Source organism: Microcoleus sp. A6-C6 (genome assembly GCF_036705955.1).
Lineage (GTDB): Bacteria > Cyanobacteriota > Cyanobacteriia > Cyanobacteriales > Microcoleaceae > Microcoleus.
In genome coordinates this window covers 1-26,749 of the sequence record NZ_JAUBVR010000080.1, presented here as the reverse complement: position 1 = coordinate 26,749, position 26,749 = coordinate 1, and the positions used below count along the sequence as shown (strand labels likewise).

General features: G+C 46.7%; 21 protein-coding genes and 1 riboswitch. Of the genes, 7 read left to right on the top strand and 14 right to left on the bottom strand.

The features are described from left to right. Nucleotides 1–230 precede the first annotated feature (230 nt). The gene (locus QUB52_RS24275; protein WP_265238554.1) at nucleotides 231–875 is read left to right on the top strand and encodes a hypothetical protein; all 645 of its coding nucleotides are present in this window, start codon (nucleotides 231–233) and stop codon (nucleotides 873–875) included. Between the two features lie 20 nt (nucleotides 876–895). Continuing rightward, nucleotides 896–1,645, top strand: coding sequence for a pentapeptide repeat-containing protein (locus QUB52_RS24270; RefSeq protein WP_332966385.1), 750 nt, complete (start codon nucleotides 896–898; stop codon nucleotides 1,643–1,645). A gap of 215 nt (nucleotides 1,646–1,860) precedes the next feature. On the opposite strand, the gene QUB52_RS24265 is transcribed toward QUB52_RS24270, so the two are convergent. After that, nucleotides 1,861–2,385, bottom strand: a complete 525-nt coding sequence (locus QUB52_RS24265; protein ID WP_265239043.1) for a hypothetical protein — start codon at nucleotides 2,383–2,385, stop codon at nucleotides 1,861–1,863. A gap of 83 nt (nucleotides 2,386–2,468) precedes the next feature. Here QUB52_RS24265 and pyrE point away from each other — a divergent pair, with 83 nt between their 5' ends. Continuing rightward, nucleotides 2,469–3,044, top strand: coding sequence for an orotate phosphoribosyltransferase (pyrE, locus tag QUB52_RS24260; protein WP_332975017.1), 576 nt, complete (start codon nucleotides 2,469–2,471; stop codon nucleotides 3,042–3,044). A 284-nt stretch (nucleotides 3,045–3,328) separates the two neighbouring features. Next, nucleotides 3,329–4,408 (top strand): DNA cytosine methyltransferase, encoded by a 1,080-nt coding sequence (locus QUB52_RS24255; protein WP_332975018.1) that lies wholly within the window; start codon nucleotides 3,329–3,331, stop codon nucleotides 4,406–4,408. Between the two features lie 85 nt (nucleotides 4,409–4,493). Here QUB52_RS24255 and QUB52_RS24250 read toward each other — a convergent pair whose 3' ends face one another. After that, the gene (locus QUB52_RS24250; RefSeq protein ID WP_332975019.1) at nucleotides 4,494–5,468 is read right to left on the bottom strand and encodes a transposase; all 975 of its coding nucleotides are present in this window, start codon (nucleotides 5,466–5,468) and stop codon (nucleotides 4,494–4,496) included. Between the two features lie 378 nt (nucleotides 5,469–5,846). On the opposite strand from QUB52_RS24250, the gene QUB52_RS24245 reads away from it, so the two are divergent. Then, nucleotides 5,847–6,128, top strand: a complete 282-nt coding sequence (locus tag QUB52_RS24245) for a DNA cytosine methyltransferase (protein WP_332975020.1) — start codon at nucleotides 5,847–5,849, stop codon at nucleotides 6,126–6,128. Between the two features lie 143 nt (nucleotides 6,129–6,271). Here the strand turns inward: QUB52_RS24245 and thiC are convergent, their stop codons facing one another. Further along, nucleotides 6,272–7,645: a phosphomethylpyrimidine synthase ThiC gene (gene thiC, locus QUB52_RS24240; protein ID WP_332975021.1), complete on the bottom strand. Its 1,374-nt coding sequence runs from the start codon at nucleotides 7,643–7,645 to the stop codon at nucleotides 6,272–6,274. Between the two features lie 7 nt (nucleotides 7,646–7,652). After that, a riboswitch (TPP riboswitch) is annotated at nucleotides 7,653–7,749 on the bottom strand. Between the two features lie 124 nt (nucleotides 7,750–7,873). Between thiC and QUB52_RS24235 the strand changes: the two genes are divergently transcribed. Next, nucleotides 7,874–9,010, top strand: coding sequence for a DUF262 domain-containing protein (locus QUB52_RS24235; RefSeq protein WP_332975022.1), 1,137 nt, complete (start codon nucleotides 7,874–7,876; stop codon nucleotides 9,008–9,010). A 128-nt stretch (nucleotides 9,011–9,138) separates the two neighbouring features. On the opposite strand, the gene QUB52_RS24230 is transcribed toward QUB52_RS24235, so the two are convergent. The 5 genes from QUB52_RS24230 to QUB52_RS24210 form a co-directional block, all read right to left on the bottom strand. Beyond that, the gene (locus QUB52_RS24230; protein ID WP_265239037.1) at nucleotides 9,139–9,699 is read right to left on the bottom strand and encodes a Uma2 family endonuclease; all 561 of its coding nucleotides are present in this window, start codon (nucleotides 9,697–9,699) and stop codon (nucleotides 9,139–9,141) included. A 41-nt stretch (nucleotides 9,700–9,740) separates the two neighbouring features. Beyond that, nucleotides 9,741–10,301, bottom strand: a complete 561-nt coding sequence (locus QUB52_RS24225; protein ID WP_265239036.1) for a Uma2 family endonuclease — start codon at nucleotides 10,299–10,301, stop codon at nucleotides 9,741–9,743. Between the two features lie 165 nt (nucleotides 10,302–10,466). Next, nucleotides 10,467–12,743, bottom strand: a complete 2,277-nt coding sequence (locus QUB52_RS24220) for a Calx-beta domain-containing protein (RefSeq protein ID WP_332975024.1) — start codon at nucleotides 12,741–12,743, stop codon at nucleotides 10,467–10,469. A 532-nt stretch (nucleotides 12,744–13,275) separates the two neighbouring features. Next, a complete protein-coding gene (locus QUB52_RS24215; RefSeq protein WP_332975025.1) occupies nucleotides 13,276–15,324 on the bottom strand; it encodes a tetratricopeptide repeat protein in 2,049 nt (682 codons plus the stop codon). Between the two features lie 302 nt (nucleotides 15,325–15,626). Beyond that, nucleotides 15,627–16,496: a 6-carboxytetrahydropterin synthase gene (locus QUB52_RS24210; RefSeq protein ID WP_265239033.1), complete on the bottom strand. Its 870-nt coding sequence runs from the start codon at nucleotides 16,494–16,496 to the stop codon at nucleotides 15,627–15,629. Between the two features lie 410 nt (nucleotides 16,497–16,906). Here QUB52_RS24210 and QUB52_RS24205 point away from each other — a divergent pair, with 410 nt between their 5' ends. Next, complete coding sequence (locus tag QUB52_RS24205) at nucleotides 16,907–18,406, top strand: cyclic nucleotide-binding domain-containing protein (protein ID WP_332975026.1); 1,500 nt, start codon at nucleotides 16,907–16,909, stop codon at nucleotides 18,404–18,406. A 160-nt stretch (nucleotides 18,407–18,566) separates the two neighbouring features. Here the strand turns inward: QUB52_RS24205 and QUB52_RS24200 are convergent, their stop codons facing one another. The 6 genes from QUB52_RS24200 to QUB52_RS24175 all read right to left on the bottom strand — a co-directional run bounded on the left by QUB52_RS24200 (nucleotide 18,567) and on the right by QUB52_RS24175 (nucleotide 25,923). After that, complete coding sequence (locus QUB52_RS24200) at nucleotides 18,567–19,247, bottom strand: J domain-containing protein (protein ID WP_265239031.1); 681 nt, start codon at nucleotides 19,245–19,247, stop codon at nucleotides 18,567–18,569. A gap of 305 nt (nucleotides 19,248–19,552) precedes the next feature. Further along, entirely contained in the window at nucleotides 19,553–20,515 is a 963-nt protein-coding gene (gene cysK, locus QUB52_RS24195; RefSeq protein WP_265239030.1) for a cysteine synthase A, read from the bottom strand. 56 nt (nucleotides 20,516–20,571) lie between these two features. Continuing rightward, on the bottom strand, nucleotides 20,572–21,012 hold the full coding sequence (locus QUB52_RS24190; protein WP_265239029.1) for an Rrf2 family transcriptional regulator: 441 nt from the start codon (nucleotides 21,010–21,012) through the stop codon (nucleotides 20,572–20,574). A 252-nt stretch (nucleotides 21,013–21,264) separates the two neighbouring features. Next, the gene (locus QUB52_RS24185; protein ID WP_332975028.1) at nucleotides 21,265–23,544 is read right to left on the bottom strand and encodes an iron uptake porin; all 2,280 of its coding nucleotides are present in this window, start codon (nucleotides 23,542–23,544) and stop codon (nucleotides 21,265–21,267) included. Between the two features lie 291 nt (nucleotides 23,545–23,835). Then, entirely contained in the window at nucleotides 23,836–25,482 is a 1,647-nt protein-coding gene (locus QUB52_RS24180) for an HD domain-containing phosphohydrolase (protein ID WP_265239351.1), read from the bottom strand. Between the two features lie 159 nt (nucleotides 25,483–25,641). Beyond that, complete coding sequence (locus QUB52_RS24175; protein ID WP_265239350.1) at nucleotides 25,642–25,923, bottom strand: 4a-hydroxytetrahydrobiopterin dehydratase; 282 nt, start codon at nucleotides 25,921–25,923, stop codon at nucleotides 25,642–25,644. Nucleotides 25,924–26,749 lie beyond the last annotated feature (826 nt).

The window sequence follows — 26,749 nt, the reverse complement described above, 5'->3', positions numbered from 1 at the left end:
TCATCTTTATTTGGCAATTTTACTAGCTTTTTCATTTTAACCCTTTTTTGGCATACTCGCCAAAGTGAGATGCACCCCTCCGGTACTAGGAATCGTGGGCCTCGTACTTCCTTCGCTGCTGAGGCACTCTGGGACTCTCGACCACAAAGAATGTGTTGTTCACAAAAAAAGGTAAACTCAGATCTTGTACAGAAAACACTTAAAGCTCGATCGACGGAGATCAAAACAAATTGGGTATAGAGCTACGCAGCTACGTATTTCTCGACAACTTGCAGCCACAGCACGCAGCATACATCGGCACAATCGCCGCCGGATTCTTGCCACTACCGGGCGATGCGTCGCTGTGGATAGAAATCTCACCGGGTATCGAAATTAACCGAATTACCGATGTCGCCCTCAAATCTGCCTCCGTGCGCCCCGGAATCCAGATAGTCGAACGCCTGTACGGCTTGCTGGAAGTACACTCAGGCCAGCAGGGAGAAACCCGGGCCGCCGGCAAAGCAATTCTCGAATTCATCGGAGTCCGCAGAGAAGAGTGTATCAAACCGCGGGTGATTTCCAGTCAAATTATTCGCAACATTGACCCGCACCAAACGCAATTAATCAACCGCACTAGGCGCGGACAGTTGCTGCTGGCGGGACAAACTCTTTATGTCTTAGAAGTAGAACCCGCAGCCTATGCAGCCCTGGCAGCCAATGAAGCAGAAAAAGGCGCCTCGATTAACATCTTAGAAGTTCAAGCTGTCGGCAGTTTTGGGCGACTTTACCTCGGCGGCTCAGAACAAGATATTTTAGCAGGTTCCAGGGCAGCAATTGCGGCAGTGGAAAGCGTGTCTGGTCGGGAAAATCCTGCAATTTTTGGTCGCAAAGAATAGAGGTGAAAGGAGATGCAATTATGGCAAATACACAGCATTTAGCGCTGTTAAAAAAAGGTGCAGTTAGTTGGATTGAATGGAGAAATATCAACCCAAATATCGAGCCGGATCTCAGCGAAGCTAACCTCGCCGAAGCAAATCTCAGAGGCGCGAATTTGTGGCGGTCTAACCTTTTTAAAATAGACTTATTTAAGGCAAAATTAATTGCAGCTAATCTATCCGATTCTAACCTGAGTTTAGCAAATCTTGCCGGAGCGCAACTCCTCGATACTAAATTAGTTAAAGCCAATTTAACGGGAGCAAATCTGCGAGTGGCCGACCTCCGGGGAGCTGATTTGAGCGGTGCTAATTTAATTGGGGCGGACATCAGTGCTGCCAATCTCCAACAAGCCGATTTAGGAGATGCGAATTTAATCGGTGCGGCAATGTTTCGAGTTAATGCGATCGGCGTGAACCTCAATCAGGCTAATCTCAGTCAAGCCAATCTCAATCAAGCCGAATTGATTGAAGCGCATTTTTACGCAGCAAATTTATCTAAAGCTAACCTCGGTGAAGCTCATTTCACTGGAGCATATCTTTTTCGGGCAAATCTCAGTTTTGCGGACTTTAGTGCTGCCGATTTCCGGTGGGCAAACCTTGGCAAAGCTGATTTGAGAGGGGCGAATTTGACCGGGGCAAATTTAAGAGGAGCAAACTTGGCGGGAGCTAATCTGGCCGATGCTCATTTGAAAGAAACAATCATGCCAGATGGCAGCATTGTTTCCTCATAAAATAAGAGAATTGAGTGGCATTCATTGGTTCTCTATTGTGAAAAATATCTGCGTTGATCTGCATTGCATCTGCGGTTGTATCAATCAAAGATTTATGCAATAAGTCTCAGGATTGCCAAAACATAAATTATAGGAGCGGGTTCACGCTTGCTCTCTAATCCAAATCCGAGATTTCGTAAACCCGCCCCGGCTGAAATTTCGCAACTGGCGATCGACTAATTTCCACCGACCGGCGATACTTGATAAAGTCCTCTAACCGGGCCCGGTGCTGCCTGCGACTCTTGCTGCTGCCTCGGTACAAACGGCTCTTGGACTCCGGCGGGAGTGGCGAAACAACCGCTCGGTTGAGGTGCTAGCTGACAAGATGGAGGCAGCGCCATGACTGAGGAATCAAAAGGATTAACGGCATCCGGGACACGGAGAATTGGATCGTTGGAAACTTGCCGCTGCAATACTCGTCGGTAAATCCCGTTGACGCGGCTGGCATCGCGCTCGATTTCTTTTTCGGGAAAGGCAACTACGCCGCTGGGGGAACCGATGCCTAAATAGTCGCCCATGTAACCTTGCAAGCTGACGTTGTGATAAAAGTCTCCTGAAGCTTCAAAGAATTGTCGGTTGAAGTCGTCGCTAACGGGGCTAAATCGGGCTGTTTCTGCTTGAGCTGGTTTGATGGATGCCAGTGAGGCAGAGGCGACAGCGAGAATCAACGCACCGCTCAGGCTTTTTAACTTTTGACTCATATATTTCAGTTTCTAGATTAATTACGGTTCCAATATAGACTGATTATCGGCGGATTATTTGTGTTTTTTACACGGTGTGAGTTATGGATGCTGCGGATTTAAAGGTGTTGCGCGATCGACTTTTGGATTTATTGTGCGAGTTTGCCTATCGCGAGGGCGATTTTGTACTGTCTTCGGGGCAGAAAAGTTCTTATTACATTAACTGCAAACCGGTGACTTTGCACGCCCAAGGTGCTTTGGCGACGGGGCGTGTACTGCTCTCAATGCTGCCGTCGGAGGTGCAAGCTGTGGGAGGTTTGACGTTGGGTGCTGACCCGATTGTAAGTGCGGTAAGCGTGGTTTCGGCTCTGGAAGGTCGATCGATTCCGGCGCTAATTGTCCGCAAGGAGACGAAGGGACACGGGACAATGGCGTATATTGAGGGGCCTCTGTTGCCTCCTGGGACAAATGTTGCGGTGTTGGAGGATGTCGTAACAACGGGTAAGTCGGCGATGCAGGCGGTGGAAAGGTTGCGAGGAGCCGGTTATATTGTCGATCGGGTGTTATCGCTCATAGACAGAGAGCAAGGTGGAGGCGAGTTGTATCGCGAGCAGGGATTGGATTTTCAGGCCGTTTTTACGATCGCAGATCTCAAGGAATGGCTTAATAGCAAGAAATAACCGGGCGCGCATCTAATTTGTACAATCCTCTTTCTTGAAACTCTCTCTTGTGGGGTGGGCTTCTAGCCCGCCCGAAAAGTTAAATAGACTTGAATTGCATAAATATTTGATTAATACAGCAACCGCAGATGCAAGGCAGATGCACGCAGATGCAACGCAGATAATTGAAAGAATTGAAAGCTTTACCCTCGTTACCAGGTTCTACCTGGTAACGCAGATCCAGAGGCTCTGCCTCGTGTTACAAACGCTGTAAGATATCAATCTTAACCAGCCAGTTTAATGCTATGAAAACCATCCATTTTATCGATCTATTCTCAGGAATAGGAGGCATGAGATTAGGTTTAGAGTCAGCCGCTCATTCCTTAAATCTGGAAACAAAATGCGTATTAAGTAGCGAAATCAATCCCGACGCTCAAAAAGTTTACCTTCAAAACTTTAAAGAAACACCATTAGGCGACATCCGACTAATTGACCAACTACCAGAACATGATATTTTACTAGCAGGATTCCCCTGTCAGTCTTTCTCCGGTGCCGGCAAAAAAGCAGGTTTTGGCGATACCAGAGGCACTCTTTTCTTTGAAATAATGAGGCTGATTGATACCGCTCAACCTCAAGCATTTATTTTCGAGAACGTGCGGGGGCTTGTCAGCCACGACGGCGGCAGAACTCTCGAAACTATTAAACACGAAATTACCAGTAGAGGTTATAGCTTCGATTACTTTTTACTCAATAGCTCTAACTTTAGCTTACCTCAGAACCGCGTCCGAGTTTACCTAATAGGAATTTTAAATGCTTCGCCCCAATTTGACTTAGTTTCCGACTTAGGGCCAAAAGATTCCCATTCCTGTAACCATCAACAGCTATCCTTATTTTCCCCCTTAAGTAAACCCGTCGCAGTTGCAGATATTTTGGAAGACAATCCAGACCCAAAATATGATTGCTCGCCAGAATTTGTCAACGCATTGAAACAAATCGTCAAGAATGATTTAAATCGCTTGCACGGAATGCGGCTAATTGACTATCGCGGTGGCAATTCCATTCATTCTTGGGAACTCGGTTTGCGAGGCGAGTGCAGTTTAGACGAAATTGATTTGATGAATCGTTTTATATTGAAAAGGCGAAATAAAGAATTTGGACATCACCAAGATGGTAAACTATTAACTAAAGAGCAAATCGCTACTTTTTTCACTCATCCCAATCTCGATAAAATTCTGGATTTGCTGGTGGCCAAGAAGTACCTACAATGTAATAATAATTTATATAAACCTGTATCGGGTAACTTTTCCTTTGAAGTGTACAAATTTCTCGATCCGCAGAAGATTTCTGTCACACTTGTGGCCAGCGATGCCAATAAATTACTGTAGTTTAGACTAAAAAATAGTCGCAGCTAAAAGTAGCTGGCTTTGAAGAGCAGGCAAGCTGTTACTCAAAAACTCAAGAGGGAGAAGATTAAATAACTAATCTTGAAGACTTTTTGCGTCGAGAAACCCGTTTTTTAACGGTGGGATATCGCGGTGCTACCGTCCGTACTCTTCCTGTTTCCCAGCCGGGGGATTTTCCCCTCTGTTTAGGCATTTTCGCGGGAGTGCCAATGTCAACTAAAACCGACAACATTGACTGGGCAACACGTCCAGGAGTTAAATTGATATTAGCAGATTGCCAAGGTAAGATATTCTCGACGACTAAATCCCTAGCTAGCCAGAGTTGCCAACTCATCAATGGCATTAAATCGCTCCAGCGCTCAGATTGTTCGGGAGTTCTCAAGTTAGGCAATGTCCAATGTAATCTTTGCTTAGCAAATCTATACCAATGATCAACTCCAAAACGTCGTAAATACTTAAACCAAACAGTTTCTAAGGGTAGAGTTAGTTCTCCCACCCAAGCCAACCACAAGGGTGGAAACGGCTGACCGTTTGACATCGGCTTCATTCTTTCGACTAGAATTAAATTGACTCTTTGTCCAGCGGCACGATAAAAATGTAAGTCAAGCCATTGCCTGACTCGAACTTGTCCCAACTCTGGATGTTTGTCAATTTCAATCACAGCATCCGCTTGGAGCCATGTGCTTGGGTCATTGAGTCTCATTTTCTGCCCGTGCTTACGTGGTCTACCGCGACCACTATAGGGTGGTGGTGCTGACCACAAACAGGCATTGCTTCGGACTCTCATTAAACAATCGGCTTGAATATCTGCTATTGCCAGTACCCAACTGGCATTGCCATATTCTCGATCTAAAACTGCTAAGACTGGATTGATGCTCTGTTCACAGACAAGTTTGAGTTGGGAAGCTGCTTGAAGTATTGGTGAAGACCCACTACTAATTCTTTCATGGAGTAGGGGTAATGCCCAACTTCCTTGCGCTTCAGGTATCCACGCAATTGTACTGTACCCCTGTCCAATAATTACGCCTGGAGTGATATTCATGGGTTCTCTCTTTTAAGGTTTTGGCATCGGGTCTCGCCCATGCAGTGTGGTCAATTGCCACTAATATATGTTCTGTTGCGGGTACTTGCTGTTCTAATTCCTCAAGGGTACAGCATCATCAGTTTTTTTCGGTCTGGCCTACAGTCTTGCAATGCCTCGTAGACGCTTGGCCATTGACGATTGAATAGCGGGCTGAGTGAAAATTCTGCTAAACATGACGCATTTCTGGTGGTCATCACTGCATCCATCAGCTCGAATGTTGCATATGAGAGCTTTTACTAATAACTCGTATGCTGCTTGACGAAATTCCTTTAATCGTTCAGTGTTCATTTAGGGAGTTGATGGGTTTCTATTTCACCCTCATTCTCTCCCGGCGCGGTGGCTCTAGTTCTTCTTTTGCCACCGTTCTCATCTTTATTTAGTCTAAACTACAGTAAATTAGGAGTTTACCATAATCACCGAGTCCGCCGAATTACTCCCCGCGAGGCGGCGCGGTTACAAGGTTTTTCCGATAGTTTTATTCTGCATCCCAAGGATGATAAAGCTTATCATCAAATGGGTAATAGCGTCAGTATTAATGTGGTAAAGGCTGTGGCAAAAGAAGTTATGCAGAATGTCTTGTATTCTGCAAAACAAGTTTCTTTGCAAAATGCAGTTTGATCGGCATTTTAGGGAATTTATGCTATCTCTCTTCTCTTCTCTTTCTCTGCGCTCTCTGCGGCCTCTGCGGTTAAATCATTCCAAATTACTCCGGGTAAGTAAGGCGGGAAATGCCCGCCCTACCAATCAATCAATCAATCGGGTTAGCTTAGCGCTACAGGTTCCTTAGCCAAAAACTTCTCCAACTCAGTCAAAGCATCAGCATCAACTTTCGTCTGCATCGGACAGAACTTAGGCCCGCACATCGAACAGAACTCCGCAGTTTTGTAGATATCCGCCGGCAAAGTTTCATCGTGATATTCCCGCGCTCTTTCTGGATCGAGCGAGAGTTCAAATTGACGGTTCCAATCGAAATTGTAACGCGCTTTGGAGAGTTCGTCATCGCGATCGCGCGCACCCGGACGGCCCCGCGCAATATCCGCAGCGTGAGCCGCGATTTTGTAAGCAATCAGCCCGTTTCTGACATCCTCAGCATTCGGCAATCCCAAATGTTCCTTCGGCGTGACATAGCACAGCATAGCAGTACCGTACCAACCAGCCATCGCCGCCCCAATAGCCGAGGTAATGTGGTCGTAACCGGGCGCAATATCTGTCACCAACGGCCCCAAAACATAGAAAGGAGCTTCCGAACATTCCTCCATTTGTTTCTTGACATTAAACTCAATTTGATCCATCGGCACGTGGCCTGGACCTTCCACCATTACCTGGATATCATGTTCCCAAGCTTTGCGAGTTAATTGTCCCAAAGTTTTGAGCTCGGCTAATTGAGCAGCATCCGACGCATCGTGAGTGCAACCGGGGCGCAAAGAATCTCCCAAACTAAACGAAACATCGTATTTTTTGAAGATTTCAATGATGTCGTTAAAGTGAGTGTAGAGAGGATTTTGTTTGTGGTGATGCAGCATCCACCGTGCCAAAATGCCACCGCCGCGAGATACAATTCCAGTCAGCCTATCTCTCACCAAGGGCAAATGCTCGATCAGAATTCCGGCGTGAATCGTTTGGTAATCAACACCTTGTTGAGCGTGTTTGTCAATGATGTGAAGAAAGTCATTCGCCGTCAGACTTTCCATATTACCGTGCACGCTTTCCAGTGCTTGGTAAATGGGTACAGTGCCGATGGGAACCGGCGAAGCTTTGATGATTGTAGTGCGAATTTCATCCAAATTGCCGCCGCCGGTGGACAAATCCATCACGGTATCAGCACCGTATTTCACTGCTAATTTAAGCTTGTCAACTTCTTCTTCCATGTTGGAAGAGTTGGGAGATGCGCCGATATTAGCATTGACTTTGCACTTAGAGGCAATGCCGATCGCCATTGGCTCCAAATTCGTGTGATTGATGTTAGCCGGAATAATCATCCGTCCCCGTGCTACTTCGGCGCGGATCAGTTCTGCTGGGAGATTTTCTCGCTTAGCAACATAGTCCATTTCCTCAGTGATGACACCTTGACGGGCGTAGTGCATTTGAGATACATTACTGTGTCCCTGACGCTTAGCGATCCATTCGGTACGCATATCTTAATTCCTTGATAAACAGCTTCCCTCCGCTGGTATTACCCAGACTCAGGTTCTAAGGGTGTTTTCTCAGCCCGGACTTACGGGCACCCCTAGCTTAGCTATTGATTGTATCACCGATTTCGGCGCGCGACGGCAGCAAGTAAGGAAATCTTAATATTGAGAGATAGATCAGGGGAGCGAGCATTATATAATATCTAATAACTCAGGCAGAAAGGAGGCTACAAGATGAGTACATTTGAGTCAAACAGCGAGACATCTGCCCCAAAGCATCTAGCGAATGAGGAACAGGAAAACGATATTCACGATAGCGGGGAAGATGACAGCGGGGAAGATGAGGAGGACATTATTCCCTCCAAATTTTCCATAGCAGTTTCTCGAATTGATTTTGATGTAGCGGGTCTAGTTAGACGCCTGGAAAGCAAAGACGTATATATTCCTGAATTCCAGCGTGCTTATGTTTGGAAACCCAAACAAGCTGCGCGTTTTATAGAATCTCTCTTGCTTGGGCTTCCAGTTCCCGGTATATTTCTAGCAAAAGATCGAGAAACAAAAAAACTGCTTGTTATTGATGGTCAGCAAAGATTACGCAGTCTTTTATATTTCTACCAAGGGAAGTTTCCAAACAGTCGGCACTCGTTTGCTCTGAAAGGGGTTCATACAGAATTTGAAAGAGAGACATATCAATCACTGAAAGACGCATACCGACGCCAATTAGATGACTCGGTTGTATCCGCTACAATTGTCGAGCCACTTTATGCAGACGACGACAGTAGTATTTACTATATCTTTGAAAGGCTAAATACCGGAGGTACTATCCTTAAATCGCAGGAAATTCGTGCTTGCATCTATCACGGGGAACTCAATAATTTGCTAGAGGAACTAAATCAAAACCCAGCGTGGCGTGACATATTTGGTATCCCAGATAAAAACAGGAAAGATCAAGAACTTATTTTGCGATTCCTGGCCTTTTACTTCGATGGCAACGATTATAAGCCTTCTCTAAAAGAATTTCTCAATCAGTATATGAGGCAAAATAGACACTTTGCCCGCCAATCCAAAAAACAAATAATAAACGCATTTATCCCAACGATTGAATTGCTCCATAAATGTCTTGGTAACAAAGCTTTTAAGCCTCTAAAATTATTGATTCCTACTTACTTTGAAGCCGTAATGGTGGTTACTGCTCGCAGGTTAGAACAAGGCAAGATTAATAATTTTGAACAACTGGAAGAACGCTATAAATCACTGATAGAAGATGATAGTTTTAGTGGAGTAGCTCAAAAAATACGCAATCTTACTAGCGAAGAAAATTACAGGAGGAGGTTAGAAATTGTATCCAATTATTTCGGAGATTTAGAATAGCAAGTGTTTCATAAAAGTAGCGTTAATTTATAATTGACGCTTCTTTTTTAGATATTTAAGGCAATGTTTTTAAACACACATAACTATTCTTCTCTCCTTTTTTCAACAGTTAGTTTAAGCGGGCTATTTTAACCCAAGATTAAATCAATACTCACTACAAACTCAGGAAAAGCCAGCGGCGAAACTTGTTCTCCCCGCTCGAATTTTTGCATTGAAGTGTAGCCATCAGCCGTCGCATCGCGGTAAACTTCTAAACAATTAACCTCAAGATCCCACAACCAAACTTCCTGAATGCCCGATCGCGCATAATTCGGTACTTTCACATCGCGGTCATAATTAACCGTACTATCTGCTACCTCTACCAACAGTAAAATATCCTCGCTATTTGGCAGCGATTCTTCATAAAAGTCGGCGCGGGGTTTCACTAAAGCAATATCAGGTTGCGGTTCTGAGTTATCATTAAGGCAAATAGGATTTTGCACTCTAAAAATAACTAGGGACTCTGGAATGTGGCTGAACATTCGTGCAAGGCGATCGACACGGGCGGCGTGGCGTCTACCAATTGCTGCCATTTGGATAATTTCTCCTTCTATAAGTTCCACTCGTTCGCGATCGCTAAAAACACCAGCCTCACTCATCAGGTGATATTCTTGGACTGTAAATAGCCGTCTTTGCATTTTAACAGACATAACTATTCTCCTTTTTTAGCAGTTAGTTTAAGCTTACTATTTTAACCCAAGATTAAATCAATACTCACTACAAACTCAGGAAACGCCAGCGGCGAAACTTGTTCTCCCCGCTCAAATTTTTGCATTGAAGTGTAGCCATTTGCGATCGCATCGCGGTAAACTTCTAAACAATTAACCTCAAGATCCCACAACCAAACTTCCTGAATGCCCGATCGCGCATAATTCGGTACTTTCACATCGCGATCGAAATCTACAGTGCTATCTGAGACTTCTACCAAAAGCAACACCTCTGACGGTATTGGATGCGCTATAGCGTAGTAATCAGCACGAGGTTGCAGCAATACAACATCCGGCTGAGGTTCAGTTCTTTCTGTCAACTGGATCGGGTTCTGAACATCTAAAATAGCAATTTCTTCTGGAATTTGGCGAAACTGTCCGATCAGTCGCCGTACACAAGTTGCATGACGAGTCCCAATTGCTGCCATTTCGATAATTTCTCCTTCTATCAATTCCACTCTGTCATCTTCACCAAAAACACCAGCCTTATCCATCAAGTGATATTCTTGGACTGTAAATAGCCGTCTTTTCATTGCAACAGACATAACTATTCTCCTTATTTGCAGCTTCCCTAAATTTATCATAAAAAAAACCGCCCCAAACGGAGCGGCAAAAAGAGGAAAAGTTTAGAGGACAAATCTTAAACAAGTGTTGAGCTTTCCGAAAGCAGCCCATTAGTAGAGCAAGAATTGCTCGCCCTACTAATAACTCTAAAGTAGAGTAATCGAGGTTGATGCTGGAGTACCTATCGAACCAGGGCCGAAACCTAAGTTGACATTACCAGCAGTCAAACCAGTTATGTTGTTAATTGTCAGGCTGACGCTAGTTTGCCCGTTAGCAAAGTTCACGGTACCGCCGGTAGCGTTGGGGAGTACACCAGTGCCGGTGATAAAGTAGTCCGTAAGATTGGTAGGTTGGCCACCACCAGGTGCCGCAATCAAAAAGTCGATCGATCCCGCGCCCACACCGCTTGTGCGGTTGATTGTAAATGCTCCAGTGCTAGAGTCCGCCACAGGGGCAGGAGCCGAACCGTAGAAGAATCCATTGCTAGCAACACCACTGCTGTCTAGAATCGATAAGACTGCTGCTGACGGACTAGCTACAGAACCCCCACTCAGGAATAAGTTCACAGTCTCAGTCAATTCCGGCACCGTATCATTGATGATCGGAACACCCACCGTCGCGCTAGCTTGACCAGGAGCAAAGCTCACTGACACATTGCTGACAGGGACATAATCAGGCCCAGAAGCTGTGGCCGAACCGTCAGCAGTGCTAAATAGAATTGTTCCTGCCTTTGTCAAGTCCCCAGAGCGATTGATTGTCACATTCACCGTGCTACCTTCGTTGCCACTGTAAGTAGCTGCACTAAAGAAGAACATACTAGGCCCAGTAGTCGCTGTCGTCGGAGTCGGAGTCGGAGTCGGACTTGGAGTCGGAGTCGGACTTGGAGTCGGAGTGGGAGTCGGAGTGGGAGTGGGAGTCGGAGTCGGCGCAACATCGTTAATCGTCAAGATTGCCGGATTGCTGCCCACACTGCCGCCACTGAGTACCAAGTTCACAGTTTCAGGCCCTTCAGTAATCGCATCAGTCAACGCCGGGACAGTAAAACTAGCGCTATTTTGCCCCGCTGCAAAGTTCAGCGAACCCGCCGCCACTGTGTAATCAGGTGCAGTCCCGCTAGAAGTAGCTGAACCGTCAACACTGGCGTAGTTAATTGTTGCTGCACCCGTCCCACCGGTACGAGTAACTGTAACCGTCGCCTGGCCGCCTTCGTTGACGCTGTAACTCTGCTGGCTGAACTGGAAAATACTCGCAGGCGTTGGAGTTGTAATCGGAGTCGGAGTCGGAGTCGGGCCGGTTCCACCATCAAAAATCGTCACCGTGGCTGGATTGAGACTGCCTACATTACCGTTGTTCAGAAATACATTCACCGTCTCTGCGCCTTCGCTAATGGCATCAGCCACAGTGGGGATAGTGAAAGTCGCGCTGGTTTGTCCACCCGCAAAATTCAGCGTACCAGTGGTAGGGCTATAGTCCGCAGGAGAAGAAGCTGAACCATCAACTGTACCGAAATTAATGCTTTCAGGGGCGGAAGTATTGCCCGTGCGAATCACTGTGACTGTAGCGGGACTGCCTTCGGGAGTAGAGTAATTATTTGTGCTAAAGCTGAAGACACTTGCAGGAGTAGTTCCCGGTGTGGGTGTCGGTGCAGGGGTCGGTGTCGGTGTCGGGGTTGGTGTCGGGAATCCAGCCGATTGGAACCAAGCTGGGTTCGCGCTCAGTTGGGCTGCGCTCAAACCTTGGATGTTGACTAAATACTCGCCGGTGCCGGTATCGCGAATCAGGGTGTTGCCGATGCTGATGCCGTTGGAACCGGTGCCGTCAATGAACTGCAAATCGCTGAATTGCAGACCGCCGAACAGTTGGATGACATCGTTCCCGGAGACTCGGAAGTCGGTAATTACGTCGGCATCGGGGACTCCGGGGCCGCCGGTGGTGGCTGTGGGTTTGCCGTCGCCGACTCGCCCGATCGCAAAAATGTCATTTCCACCACCCCCACTCATCGTATCAGAACCGAGGTCGCCGTAGAGTACATCGTCGCCGAGGTCGCCTAGGATCAAGTCGTTGCCTTTGCCGCCGAACATCGTGTCATTGTCTTTGCCACCGAACATACTGTCGTTTCCGTCGTTACCAAAAACGCTGTCATTGCCGATGTCGCCTCTAACTAAGTCATTGCCTTTACCACCGTAAACTTGGTCGTCGTCTTTGCCGCCAAAAACGCTGTCATTACCTTCATTGCCGTTAACAAAATCGTTGTCGGGGCCGCCGAAAAGTAGATCGTTTCCGTCTAGTGCATTGATTGCATCATTGCCGTCAAGGCCGCTGATGGTATCGTCGCTCAATAAGTTTCCCAGGCTAATTACGCGACCGTCTGGTAAAAGACCCGGTATCACGTCTGGACCGAGAGTTCCTGTTATGTTTGCCATTTTTTTTAACTCCACAGGTTAATTTTTATTTTGCTTTTGGTAGAAGCACCTGTAGAGATGTCTCAGGGTAGGAATGCGGTATTTTACTTAACAGATGGCTGGGAGAAAAACCGGGTATTTATGTCAGTATTTAGTATACTTTTTACCCCATTAGGTAATCTCTCTGTGCAATTTTATGCTGTCCTGCTATTTTTGTAACTGTATTTCCGCTTCGATGTCCTGTTAATAGTGGAGAATGAGAATGCTGTAGCAATGTTCCCGAAGTTTTAAGATTATTTCGAGCCGAATTAATACTTATTCACTTTAAGAAATAATGGCGCTCGCCGATTGCAAATACTGCTAACAGTTTAGCTATATGCTTCTATTCATTCAATCAGTTTCAGGACAATATTTCAAAATATCTGTAAAAATTTGATCTAGCAAGAAATCTGCTATACGCCTCCGTGTACACCTTGTAAAAAAAAAGTGCACCGCTCCGTGTGCACCTTACGCCTAACTAACTGTCCGAATATTCATCGAATTGTAACTGGCTTTAAGTATCTTTTTCGCCAGTAGCAAATCCTTCTGTATCTTGCTTGAATTCTGAGGCAATTGCGCCTCGATCGCGCCAAGCTTCGGCATTTTCGGGCTTGATCGCAATGGCTCGATCGAAAGCTGCCATTGCTTCCTCGTAGCGCTTTAATTCTGACAAAGCTGTGCCGATGTGATGCCAAGCATCGTAGGAGTCGGGCTGAATTGCGATCGCTTTTTCGTAAGCTGCGATCGCTTCTTCATGGCGCTGCAATTTTGCCAAAGATTCGCCTTTGCCAAACCAACCTTCGTAACACTCCGAATTAAGGGTGATTACTTGGGAGTAAGATGCAATTGCTGCTTCGTGTTGCGATAGTTTGTCGAAAGCTGAGCCTCGGTTGTGCCAGACTTCAAAATCCTGCGGCTTAATGGCAATTGCTTTGTCGTAGGATGCGATCGCATCTTGATAGCGCTGCATTTTTCCCAGCACTGCCCCCTTATTGTACCAAACTTCGTATTTGTCGGCCCGGAGCTCGATAGCTCGATCGTAAGAATCAACAGCATCGCTGTAGCGCAGCATTCTCCACAGCATATTACCTCGGTTGTACCAAGTCTCGTATCTCTTGGGATTGAGATCAAGGGCGCGATCGTAAGAATCGACTGCGGCGGCGTACTGCTGTACTTTACCCAGCATTGCGCCTCGGTTGTGCCAAATTTCGCTGTCGGTTGTTTTGATAGCCAGGGCGCGATCGTAACTGGCGATCGCCTCTTCGTAATGCTGCAATTTACCCAACAAAGCTGCTATGCTGTGCCAACAACCGTATTTTCTTGGCTCGCTCGCACTTGCTCGCTCATAACAGGCGATCGCCTCTTCGCACTTCTGTAATTTTCCTAGCAAATTCGCTTTATTATACCACGCTTCCCAACAATCCGGTTTCATCGATATTGCTTGATCGTAACAGGCGAGGGCTTCTTCATGGCGCTGCAATTTTATTAACACATTTCCGCGCCAATACCAAGCCTCATCCACATTATTATTCATTAAAATAGCTTTTTCAAAGCAGACTACTGCCTCATCATAATTGCCTTGAAAATAAAGCCCTTCACCTTGCTTAATGTAATCATCAGCAATCATATTTGCTTCATTAGCAGGTGCTGTTTCCGAATTTTGCGAATTGTTTGACTGCGGTTGAGGTGCGAGTTTGACAGCTTCTTGGGCAAGAACAGCAGGAACTTGGGATATTTCTTGAACAATTTGAGATTTTTTCTCGTAAACTTCTGTTAGCAAAACTTGCAGGTGCAGGAGAAATTGAGATTTGAGAGTCTCAATTTGCTCAACGGAAGATTTGGAAATTTCAGTTTCTCTACTTAAAAAATTAATTGATTGTTTGGCTGCACTCAGTTGCGATTCTAATTCATCTCTCAACTTTTGAGTCAGTTGACTAGAATTGATTAGCTCTGATTCCAACACGCCAATTCCTTGCAATCTTTGATTGGCATCAGCAACCAACTGTCTGACTACCAGCCGCCGGAACATCCAAAAAAAGCCAAGTGTCACCGGTGGAAAGACAGTACCAAGAATTAGCAAAATATTCAGCAGAGCTATGGTATTATTAAAACCATATCCAGATTCAGCATTACTGTCAGTACGCAGGGCGAGAAAATCGAAAGTGTCGCGAACTTGGGGATTGCTTTCAACTCCGGTTTCAATTAATTTAGCCAGCCAGGTTTCTTGTAAAGATTTTGTTAGTTCATCGCCGGATACAGCAGCAGCATTCGCCTTGGCTTTTTTTACAGCAGGAGATAACTCCGGCAGGGCCTCCGCTACCAGCAAACCTGTCTGGGATTTTACAGCAATTCGCGGGGAAAATTGTTCGTGGGCGATCGTCTCGGGCGCGCTCATTGACTCCGCCGGACGGGAGGCGATATTATTTATGGCATCAACAAATTTGCTGGCCTGCGGTATCCCTCCAGAGGCGGGAGGTGCAGCCGGAGCGGCATTAGTTTGAGCAGTTACATTCTGGGATGCGAGGGCGGCCAGAGTCAAAAGAGCTACATTTGAGACTCGCATAAAGTTCAACTCACCTAGGAGAAATTAGTGTTGTTTGTCAGCGATCGGGCGATCGACCTCATACTCTGGGCACTGTACAATAACTGAGATGAGGAATGCTGGCTTACTATCTCCAAAATACGCGCTGTGTCTGACTTGTCAGGAAAATTGCTAATAATTCTGGCTGCGGAACTTTTGTCAAAAAATATATTCTCGCGCCTCATCCGCCTCAAATCATCCTCGGAATCATCGGGGCGGCTTCACCAATCTGTACAATTAGCAAAAATCCGGGTGAACCGCCCCAACTGACCCGATTTGTAGCTCTAAACCGCAGCTAAAACCGCTGACTGTTGCTGTTGTGCCGCCACTACATCCAAATCAGCGCCGTAAATTTCACAGCTATTATTCGGACTTTCAATCAGCTTAATCTTGTGCAACTCTGCCCCCAAGTCCCGAATGGGCGATCGCAACAATTGCCCAATCCGCACCGCAATATTCTCCGCCGTCGGCACAACCTTCTCAAAATAAGCAATATCCTTATTTAAAAAAGTGTGATCGAAAGGTTCAACAACATAATCATCAATAGCTTTTTGCAAAGCTCCCAAATCAGCAATCATCCCAGTCCGCGCATCAATTTCCCCTTTAACAGTCACCTCTAAATGATAGTTGTGACCGTGACCGTTAGGACGAGCACATTTACCGTAAATTTCCGAGTTTTCTTCAAAGCTCAAATCGGGACGAGCCAACCGATGGGCGGCGCTAAAATGAGTAGACAGAGTTAAATAAGCTTCCATGCCATTTCCTAAATATTCAGCCCAAAGTTCGGGGTGTTCAAACAATTGAATTTTGCTCACAGGCAAATGAGGGGCTAGCCGCAGCCAAATTTGCCGTGCTATGTTTTCGGTAGTTGGCAGAGTTTGCTCAAATTCCGGCCACGCTTCGTTAAGGTAGGAAAAATCGAGATCCTTGGTAACTTCCCGCTTGATGACGTGCTTGACATCAGACAGGTTGAGCACCATGCCGTACTCGTCGAGTTCTCCTATCATGGAAACGTAAAGGACGTAATTGTGTCCGTGTCCCGGTGCGCGGGCTGTTGGGCCAAAGCGCTCAAAGTTCTCGGCTGCGCTCAACTCCGGTAGCCAGTAACGATGACTCGCCGAAAACTGTGCCCGACGATTGATGATGCACTGCATAAAAGTCAAGTAGGGTAAGCTTGTTAAGTTATGTAAAGGACTTACTTCTTAAGGATAGACTAATTTTTACGGGAATTTTTCGATAATTTGAGGGTGCTTTACTTGAATTTATACCAATTTTCGAGATATTGCCAACAAGTCGCCGCGAGAGTAGCATGGCCTATTGTGCGCCACAACACAGATATCCGGCAGAAAATGCAGAAAATACTGCTACAAAACAGTTTCTCCTCATCCGTTGCTAACGGATGGGTTATCCCATTTTCGATTGGCCCCGCGAGGGATAGCTGCGCTGCGCGTACTTTTTGCAACACAGGGAACTCCACAGTTATAGTTTTTCGCCTAAGCTCTGCAATAGTTAGCAGTTTCCGGTTCGGTTGCGAGCAAAACTAATTACGAATGACGAAATATTCATGAATTGGATTACTGTACGAGCCGATCGCTTTTTTCAACATTTGTCCGCTGCGATGGGCACCCCGCTATTTTATATAGGCGACACTCATCTGTCCATTAGTGCGATCGTCCAACTGATCATCTTAGCTATATTTGCCTTTTTTATAGCTCGTCTCCTCAGTGAAGGCATCAAGCGCAGCCTGCTAGTTCGGATGGGATTGGATCGCGGCAGTCGAGAAGCAATTTCCACCATCATTAGCTATATTTTAGCAACTCTTGGCTGTATATTCGTCCTGCAAAGTGCAGGGATCAACCTCACTTCTCTCACCGTCTTAGCTGGCGTAGTCGGCATTGGTTTCGGCTTCGGATTGCAAAATCTCGCCAGCAACTTTATCAGCGGTCTCACCCTGCTATTCGAGCACCAAATTAGAGTCGGAGACTTTATTGAGATCGACCATTTATTAGGAACAGTCGAAAATATTTCCATCCGTTCTACAATTATTAAAACAATTGATGGCCTGTTTGTGATCATCCCAAACATTAAGTTTGTGGAAACTAACATTATCAACTGGAGTTATAGAGACCCCAGATGTCGCCTTCGCATCCCCGTAGGCGTTGCCTATGGAACTGACCCAGTATTAGTTACGGAAGCACTGTTAGTTGCTGCGAGGCTCGAACCCAATATATTATCTCATCCTTCTCCCAAAGTTTGGTTTTGCGGGTTTGGAGATAACGCTTTAGATTTTCAACTTTTAGTTTGGATTGACCAGCCACAGGAAAGTGATGCCATTAAAAGTGCCGTCAACTTTTTAATTGATTACGAATTTCGTCGCCGAAATATTGAAATTCCATTTCCCCAGCGGGATTTGTGGTTGCGAAACCCGCAAGAAATAACTCAACTTTTTCAAAATCACAAAAACGACAATTCCAACGGCAAAGTTTTTCCGCAGAATGCCAAACATTCAACAGAAATACAATCAAATTCCACCGTTTCCGAGCAGAAAAAGCCAGGGCTTAAATCGCCTAATAATTGGACGCTGCGAGATTTGTTGCGGCGAGTAACTTATTTCGATCAGTGTACGGATTTAGAACTACGGCAGTTAATTGAATACGGCTATCGACAACTGTTTCCAGCGGGACAAATTGTCTGTAAAGAAAATGCCCCAGGCGATTCTTTTTATATTATTCTTTCGGGTTCTGTGGAAGTTCTTTCTCAAAAAGCCGATAAGTATATTGCGACGCTTCACGAGGGCGAATTTTTTGGGGAAATCTCTTTGCTATTGGGAACTCCGAGAACGGCGACTGTTAAAACTAGCGAAGATGCAATTTTGTTTGTGGTGGAACGCCACGACTTGCAAAAACTTTTAATCGAACAGCCGAATTTAGCCGATCAGATTGCTCAAAAATTGTCCGAACGCCAGCAAGCTTTAAGAGATTTGGGATTATTAGATGGGGACTCTCTCGGACAAACTCCTTTTATTAAAATTCGCAAGCGCATTCAAGTTCTTTTTGGAATTTAGCATTGAATAGTCAGTAGTCATTAGTCAGTAGTCATTAGTCAGTAGTCCTTGGGAATTTGGAATTTGGAATTTGGAATTTGGAATTTGGAATTTGGCAATTTTCCCCATCTCCCCATCTCCCCATCTCCCCATCTCCCCATCTCCCCTTTCCTTCAACTAGCTAACTTCTAACTTTCAATTCCTCCTGTGCTTCCCGCCGCAGTCTAGCAGCAATTCTAAACAGTTCTTGACCTGTGTGCAAATGGCGATCGTCATAATTGAGGGTAAATAAATGCAATTCTTCTATGCCATCGCCGACTTGATTGATGGAGTAGTAGAGATGCGCTGCAACTCCGGCTACATTAGATGGATTGGGCATCGCTTTCAGAAAGTTATGAGCTTTTGAAAGAAAGTCGCGGCTGGTTTCGATATAAGCTTGAAACTTTTCAATCAGTTCGTCATCAAACGGATCTGCTGACAATTCGTTTATTTCTTTTTTAAGCGGCTTCAAGATGCTGTTGAGCATTCGATTGACTGGTTTGTATACTTTAATCAGCCACTGTTCCATTTGTTCGTCGGCATCCCGCGCTGCTTGTTGGCGCTGGCGGGCGACGTTTGGTGCGTAGGGTGATTGCTGTTCGCTTGGTTGGGAAAATTGGCGATCGTAAGATTGTCGGTGTTGGGCATCTCCTAATATTTCATAGGCTGCGTTGAGGCGGATAATCTCTTCGTGACCGGCTGTGGAACTCTGGCTATCTGGATGAAATATTTTGACTAAACGGCGGTATGCTTGTTTAATCTCGGCTTGTGTTGCTGTTGGGCTAATCTTTAGGGTTTTGTAGTGATTGGTAACGGAAGACACGCTGTTATTTCCTTGAAATCTGGATAATCCGCAAAAAAGTGCTTGACAAAAATATCATTATTTGTTAATGCGTTAGGTATTTATCTGATATAAATGCCAAAAATTGTAGGTAAAAAACCTCTGTTTTCAAATTATTATAAATCCATTTTATAAAAATATTGACTCTTTAAAAGTTCGTAGTGAGGACTTCAGTCCTCTGTTGAGGGAGTTGAGTTAAGAAGGACTAAAGTCTTCACTACAAACAACAGCAGAGCGTAGAGTGTACGCCCTGCTTTTAGTTTTTGGGACTGATCCCCAAAGCGAACCTAGTTGACAGCCATCGCCAGATTGAGTTCTGGATCTTGGAACAAGGGAGTGCTGAGGTAGCGTTCGCCGAAACTAGGCTGAATCATCACAATCAATTTCCCGGCATTTTCGGGACGCTTGCCGATTTTCAAAGCCGCACACAGTGCCGCACCGCTGGAAATACCGGACAAAAGTCCTTCTTCTCTGGCTAAGCGACGCCCGTAGGCGATCGCCTCGTCATCGGTAACAATTATCACTTCGTCGATCGCATTCACATTCAGCACCGGCGGCACAAAACCCGCACCGATACCTTGAATTTTGTGAGGCCCAGGCTTTCCGCCCGAAAGTACCTGACTGTTAGCCGGCTCAACGGCGATCGCCTTAAACTCAGGTTTCCGCGACTTAATCACCTCTGCAATACCCGTAATCGTACCGCCAGTGCCGACTCCAGAAATCACGAAATCCACCTCGCCGTCGGTATCTGCCCAAATTTCCTCAGCCGTTGTCAAACGGTGAACCTCCGGGTTGGCAGGATTCCGAAACTGCTGCAACATATACGCATTCGGAGTTTTGTCCACAATCTCTTGAGCGCGGCGGATGCAGCCGCTCATGCCCTCAATGCCGGGAGTTAGTTCTAGTTGGGCCCCGTAAGCACGCAACATCGATCGGCGTTCCGTGCTCATCGTATCCGGCATTGTCAAAATCAACTGGTAGCCCTTAGCCGCCGCCACCATTGCCAGAGCAATTCCGGTATTGCCAGAAGTCGGTTCCACTAAAATCGTTTTGCCTGGAGTAATCAGCCCTTCGGCCTCGGCTTGATTGACCATACTGACACCAATCCGGTCTTTTACCGATGCTGCCGGATTCATGCCTTCGAGTTTGACCACAATCCGAGCCAAGCAGCCTTCGGCTTGGGGAATGCGGTTGAGTTGCACCAGGGGTGTATGCCCCACCAATTCTGTAATGTCGCCAGCAATACGCATAATCTTTGTCAGTTGGTTGTTGAAAGTAAATGTTAATTCCTAGTTGGCAATACTAACTAGATGTAATACATAATATCGAGCTGTCGTCTGCCATTGCGTTTTTCGCGCAGATCCTGTAGCGTGTATTTTTGCAACACCAAGTTGGCAGTCGATCGCGCTTCTTGCCAAACTTCCCAAATCACCGCACTTTCTACAGTTTGAGCAGGCGAGTCTTTTTCGGAGCGATCGAACTCTGAGCCTTCGAGACAGTTGATAATTTCCAGGAGTGTAATTTTCCAGGGTTCTCTCGCCAAGATATAACCTCCCTTAGCTCCTCGCTGGCTGCGAATCAGCCCGCAGCGCCTCATGGTAGCCAGCAACTGTTCTAAATATCGATCGGGAATATTTTGCTGAGCCGCTATCTGGCGAATTTGCAGAGGCTCGCCTTCATCGTAGCAATCAGCAAGCTCTAGCAAAGCTAAGATTGCGTATTCGCTTTTACAGGAGAGTTCTACCATATTACTTCAACTACCAGAATTCTCAACTCCGAAGTCAGGCATTAAAAATTTTCCTCAATGTTGAGTTAAAAATTTTAACTCCTAAATTTTTATTATACTCCGGTTTTCCACCGAACTTAATCGACTTTCACAAAAGATAGCGGCACTGAATTCGTCTACCACACAAAAAAGCCCTGCCGAAAGCAGGGCTAAATTTGACCTAAAGTTGCCAGCAGAGACGGTATAACCCGTCGTGCCTGCTCTAAGCCGCTCTTAGAACGTGAAAGTAGTTCTCAGAGTACCAATAATGATGTCGTCATTACTGCGGTCTTGATTCGGGTTGGTAATCCAAATGACGCCCGGAGTCACAGCAATGTTATCCGAAAGCTTAAACTTGTAGAAGCCTTCAAAGTGCCACGAAGTATCGTTGTTGAAGTTCCGCAAATTGCCGGGAGCCTCAAGTTTATCCAAGTAAGGCTCGCGACCTACCACAAAGCCCAGCAAGTTGCCTTCTTTCCCTAAATCTGGCAAAGCCAAAGTGGCAGCGTAGTTCCAAATTCTCGCATCGCCGACGCCGATAATCCGAGCATTGGTTAAACCAGCCCAGCCGCCAAGGATAAATCTCGGGCTGAGTCGGAACGAAGCCTCAGCACCGTAGGAGTTGCTGACAACTTTCTGAGAACGGAAGCCGTCAAAGCCTTCGCTCAAACCGTTGATGGAATTAGCTACGCCGGTGCCGGTGAAACCGCCAAGCTTGCCATCCCCGTTCCCTAAACCGTTGTCAAACCCGAAGTTACCTCGGCTAAAGTAACCGTGGTTGTAAGTGAGAGCAACTTGCAAGTTGCGTCCCGGGGTAAAAGTCAACTGGCCCATCGCTGCGTAGTCGCCGTTAAACAAGCCTCCGCCCTTGGCGGGACTGGCTGCATTTGACGCCAAATAGCCGAAGGACAGAGAAGTCGGGCCGAACACGCCGCCCAGCAAGCCACGGCCGCCGAAGGCGTAATCGAAGCCAAGACCAGCACCGCCACCTAGGCGATAAATTGGGTTGCTTTGACCGAAGGCGCTGAGGGAGCCATTACCGCCGTCAAAGTCTTCAAAGTAAGGGTTGACGGTAGGAATGAAATCGTTCCAAATACCGTTAGCGGCTTCAATGGTAACGTTCAACCGATTGCTAGCGGGGAACTTGTAAAGCAAGCTGCCCAGGTTGAAAACGTTGTCGGTGCGGTTGACTACGTTCCAAGTTTGAGTACCTTCAGCGGTAGCCCCCAAGTTAAAGTTTTGACCATTGCCCACATCAAGCCTGGTCAGCAGCAAGTCTCTGCCGGTGAAGCTCGTATTTAAATTGAGACGTACCCGTTGTTGGAAGACGGCCTGATTGTTGTCGCTGCCGAATCTTCTGTTGTCTCTGCCAAACAAGCCAGCATTGCCGCCAAAGTCGTCGCTGAGGGCAAAGATTGCTTCCCCAGTCAGTTTGGTAGTAGTTGAGAATTGGTTAGCTTCGAGTTCGGATGTCCGAGATTCCAGAGCATCGACGCGGCCGCGCAAGGTTGCCAGTTCCGCTGCAAATTCTTCTTGGAGCCGTTGGAGGGCTGCCAAGTCGTCTTTGGTCGCTAAGTTGGTTGTACCTGCTTTAATTAGCTCGTTAACTTTGTCTAAGCAAGCGTTTAAACCGGCGGCGAATTCGTAGCGGGTCATTGCCCGGTTGCCACGGAAGGTGCCGTCGGGATACCCAGCAATACAGCCGTAGCGTTCGACTAGGGATTGCAGTGCTTGGAATGCCCAGTCTGTGGGCCGCACGTCGGAAAGTTGAGATACTGAGGTAACTTGACCCTGAGTTTCGCCACCGGCAGCACCTTCGCTGCTGTACTGGTTGAGCTGTTCTAATGTGGCGGCTGGGTTTTGAGCTTGTGGTGCGTCAGTTTGGGCTACAGATTCAGCCAGTTTGGGCAAGCTTTCTGGTGCTGGCGCTGCCACTGTCGGGGCAGTAGTTTCTAATTGAACTGCACCAAGGAGCTCTGGGACAGCGGTAGCTGCCGGGGCTGGATTTTCTAGTTTCGCTGCCGCTGAATTTTCTACTGGTTGAGCGACTGTTGGCTCAACTGCTGCTAAAGATTCAGTTGCAGGTTCTGATGCAGCTTCGAGATTTGTCGCTGCGGGGTCTGTGTTGGCTGTTGGCTCAACTGCTGCTAGAGATTCAGTTGCAGGTTTTGATGCTGCCGCTTGGGGATTTTCCACTGCGGGGACTGTGTTGGCGGCGATCGCGCTTTCTTTTGCAGCGGTGCTTGAAGCTGCTGCAATCGCTGGCTCTGTTGCGATGCCGGCGGCTGGAGAATTTTCTGCGATTCGATCGGCTGCTACGGTAGTTTCGTCAACCGCTGCTAAAGCATTGACTTTCGCTTCAGAGGTTTGGGCCGTTTCAGCTTTGGCAGCTTGAGGCTTGAGCGCATCAGCACCGGGCTGAGCGTTTGCTGCCATCGCGCTCGAAGAAACTACTAGGGTAGCTCCTAAGACTGCTGGGCTGATTAATAGGTAACTCCACAAAAATTTCGACATATTCACTCTCATCCTCACACCGATTACAAAGAAAATTTTTGAGTTTTCTATGCCGTCAGTAGTTGCTCCACTAGCATACTGCAAAAAAAGACCTAAAATTCGATTTTTCTTTTGATTCTTTTGGTCTGACTGAGTGTATGGATGCGATCGGCTGCTGCTGAGGGCGTGTTTTTAACCCTGCCATCGACTGCCTCAAAACCTGACAAGACTTAGGTTGTCGATTGATTTGACTGCTGGCACCCAAAAGCCCGATCGCCTCTCTACTTTTTTAGCACAGCACGCCCGAATCGTCTAGGCTGATTCGACTTTTGGATCCAAGCTGTGTCCGAGGACGCTAAAGACTCGGCGGCGGTCGAACAATTCTAACAAATCGGCGTTGATTTTGTTGTGAGCTGCTTCTTGCCGCAAAATTTTTACTGCTGCATCTGGGCGTAGAGCTCGTTTGTAGGGGCGATCGCCTGCTGTCAGGGCGTCGTAAATATCGGCGATCGTCATCAACTGCGCTTGAATGGGAATTTCGGAGTGTTTTAGACCTCGCGGATAGCCTGTGCCATCCAGTTTTTCGTGATGTCCGTAGGCTATTTGGGGCACATTTTTTAGATCCTTTGTCCACGGAATTTGGCTGAGAAATTCGTAAGTGTGAGTGACGTGAGATTCGATTGCCGATCGTTCTTCTGCTGTCAGGTTGCCCCTCGCCACCATCAATTGCACAATTTCGTCTGGACTCAGCAGCGGTTTCATTGCCCCGTCTATATCTCTGTAAGTTTGCTTAGAAAGTTCTAGCAGTTGAGCTAGGGGTTCTGCTGCCAAAATGTGAGGTTCGTTGGCCTCTAGCAGGACTTCCCAGTATTCTGCCAATCTGGTTTTTGCGTCTGCTAGCGCCGTGTCTAGCTGTTCTATTTCCTGGCATTGAGCGCAGGAGGGCCCTTCGTCCGGGTGTTTTCGGTAAGCTGAATGCTCTAGCAAGTATTTATATTTAGACTGGACGCATTCCATTTCCATCGTCCGCTGAGCTAAGCCAAAGCGGTGGCGGATGATTTCTAGTTGTGCGGGGTAGAGCTTTTTCTGCTTGGTCAAAACTGCTTCGGGTACTCCGATTTTACCAAAATCGTGGAGCAGGGCGGCATAACGAATTTCTTGAATTTGGCGGTTGTTAAAGTAAATAGATCGCAGCCATCCACCGCTGACGCTGTTTACTTCTTCTGACAGGCGTACTGTGAGGGCTGCTACTCGTTCTGAATGGCCGTAGGTACAGGGGTCTCTGGCTTCTATGACTTGGACTGAGGCTTTGACGAAGCCCTCGAACAAATGTTCTATGCTTTCTTGGAGTTGATTGCGCTCGATCGAGATTGCTGCTTGAGATGCGAGCGATCGAACTATTCTTTCTTCCCACAAAGTATACTGCTGCGTCGATTCCCAGGCATTTTCGGCTGTAAGCACCGCATCTGCCTTTGTTTTGCGGTTGATCAGTTGCAGTATGCCGATTGTCTCGCCTTCTCTGTTTTGCATCGGCAACACCATTACCGAGCAAGTGCGGTAATTAATATCCCTGTCAAAACTGGTATCTAGCTGGTAAGGTACGCCTGGGGGTAAGTCGTAGGCATCCGACAGGTTCAAACTTTGACCTGTAATTGCTACGTAACCTGCCAAACTTTTGTCTGTCAGCGGCAGCGCAAACTCTTTAAACGACAGGCCCGGTTTAGAAGCGTTTTGGGCTACCTTGAACAGCAGCTTAGGTTTTTCGTCGCTGCGATCTACTAAGTAAACGCTGCCCGCATCGCTGCTGGTAATTTCCCTACTTTTGGATAAAATTAAATTTAGCAAGCCGCTTAAATCTTGGGCGCTCGACAGAGCCGCGCCAATATCCAAAAGCTTTTCTATCAGATCGGTTCTTTCAGCAGACTCGTTCAAGAACTCTGGCCTTTCAAATACGATCATGGTCGGAGGATGGCGAATAGCCTTTAATACATTGGACTTTTAGCATCTCGACTTTTTCACACCGATTTTAACCCAGAGTCGATTTTTTATTTGCGAACTTTCCGCGATCGGGGACTGTCGCTAGATGCAGTGGCTCTTGTTCTGAAAACGGGAACTCTTCTAATCTAGCTTAGAAATCTCTTGGGCTAGCGCAAAGTCTTTTTCAGTTAAGCCTCCGGCATCGTGAGTTGTCAAGTTAACTGTTACTTTGTTATACGAGATTTCTATGTCTGGGTGATGTCCGGCGGCTTCTGAGGGTTCGACCAACTTATTCACAAAGGCGATCGCAGCAATAAAGTCTTTAAATTTCCGGGTACACCGCAGTTGCTTGTCTTCAATCCTCCAGCCCGATAATTGACTGGTGCGCTCTTGAATTTCAGTATCGTTAAGTAGATCAGCCATAATTTTTTTACTTTGATTTGAGATTAATAACAGATTAATTGCTCACCTGTGGAAAATATAACCAAAAACTATCCGCTCTCACCAATAGTGTTGAGCCTCAAGTTTTAACACTCAAGATTTAACACTATTTGAGGTGAGAGCGGTCTAGCGGGTCTTCAGATTAGAACCTGACTGCCGGGAGAATCCCTAGCTCAGCCTGGTTCCCGATGGAATTCGTTTCCAGTTGGAAACGAGGGCTGGCTGCTAGTGAGCGGCCCCGGCGCACAGCCGGTAGTTTCCAATCTGATGACCCATGAGTTTACTACCTATCATGGGCATCACCTCCGGGATTAGCTAAATGGTTTAATATTTGAACGCACCTCACCCAAATACAAGATTTGGTGTGAGGATTTGTGCGCTAGCCCTTGCCAGCGTAACCGAAAGAACCTGCGTTCTGAGTATCGTTCCAGTAATCACAATTATTAGAATAACACAAGGAATTAGAAGTGGGGGGATGCAAATTGATATTTTTGCAAGATGCGGGCAAATTACTGACGGGGCGAGGTTTTCGATCGATCTCTACAGCCAGCGGAGGATCCTCTTCGAGGGCTTCGCTAACGAGCTTTTGAACGGATTGCTGGGATCTGGAGCGGTGTCAAGCGGGAAATGTGCGATCGCCCGCTCCTCAATTTCTCGCCAGATCTAAGATTGACAAATGCGGCGATGTCGTGTGGTGGATGGAAAGTCCGCCAAAGCGATCGAATGTAGAATTTGACCGAAAAGCGAGATGCAAGCCCCTGGCTTTAGACATGGGGATAAGTCGGCAGCGGTTTCAACCGCCTTCAGT

Coding starts and splice junctions, on each gene's coding strand:
- QUB52_RS24255 (WP_332975018.1), top strand. CDS start 3,329: ATGAAAACCATCCATTTTATCGATCTATTCTCAGGAATAGGAGGCATG.
- thiC (WP_332975021.1), bottom strand. CDS start 7,645: ATGCGTACCGAATGGATCGCTAAGCGTCAGGGACACAGTAATGTATCT.
- QUB52_RS24235 (WP_332975022.1), top strand. CDS start 7,874: ATGAGTACATTTGAGTCAAACAGCGAGACATCTGCCCCAAAGCATCTA.
- QUB52_RS24220 (WP_332975024.1), bottom strand. CDS start 12,743: ATGGCAAACATAACAGGAACTCTCGGTCCAGACGTGATACCGGGTCTT.
- cysK (WP_265239030.1), bottom strand. CDS start 20,515: ATGCGTATTGCTGGCGACATTACAGAATTGGTGGGGCATACACCCCTG.
- QUB52_RS24210 (WP_265239033.1), bottom strand. CDS start 16,496: ATGCAGTGCATCATCAATCGTCGGGCACAGTTTTCGGCGAGTCATCGT.
- QUB52_RS24215 (WP_332975025.1), bottom strand. CDS start 15,324: ATGCGAGTCTCAAATGTAGCTCTTTTGACTCTGGCCGCCCTCGCATCC.
- QUB52_RS24185 (WP_332975028.1), bottom strand. CDS start 23,544: ATGTCGAAATTTTTGTGGAGTTACCTATTAATCAGCCCAGCAGTCTTA.
- QUB52_RS24270 (WP_332966385.1), top strand. CDS start 896: ATGGCAAATACACAGCATTTAGCGCTGTTAAAAAAAGGTGCAGTTAGT.
- QUB52_RS24230 (WP_265239037.1), bottom strand. CDS start 9,699: ATGTCTGTTAAAATGCAAAGACGGCTATTTACAGTCCAAGAATATCAC.
- pyrE (WP_332975017.1), top strand. CDS start 2,469: ATGGATGCTGCGGATTTAAAGGTGTTGCGCGATCGACTTTTGGATTTA.
- QUB52_RS24225 (WP_265239036.1), bottom strand. CDS start 10,301: ATGTCTGTTGCAATGAAAAGACGGCTATTTACAGTCCAAGAATATCAC.
- QUB52_RS24190 (WP_265239029.1), bottom strand. CDS start 21,012: ATGGTAGAACTCTCCTGTAAAAGCGAATACGCAATCTTAGCTTTGCTA.
- QUB52_RS24205 (WP_332975026.1), top strand. CDS start 16,907: ATGAATTGGATTACTGTACGAGCCGATCGCTTTTTTCAACATTTGTCC.
- QUB52_RS24265 (WP_265239043.1), bottom strand. CDS start 2,385: ATGAGTCAAAAGTTAAAAAGCCTGAGCGGTGCGTTGATTCTCGCTGTC.
- QUB52_RS24250 (WP_332975019.1), bottom strand. CDS start 5,468: ATGAATATCACTCCAGGCGTAATTATTGGACAGGGGTACAGTACAATT.
- QUB52_RS24175 (WP_265239350.1), bottom strand. CDS start 25,923: ATGGCTGATCTACTTAACGATACTGAAATTCAAGAGCGCACCAGTCAA.
- QUB52_RS24180 (WP_265239351.1), bottom strand. CDS start 25,482: ATGATCGTATTTGAAAGGCCAGAGTTCTTGAACGAGTCTGCTGAAAGA.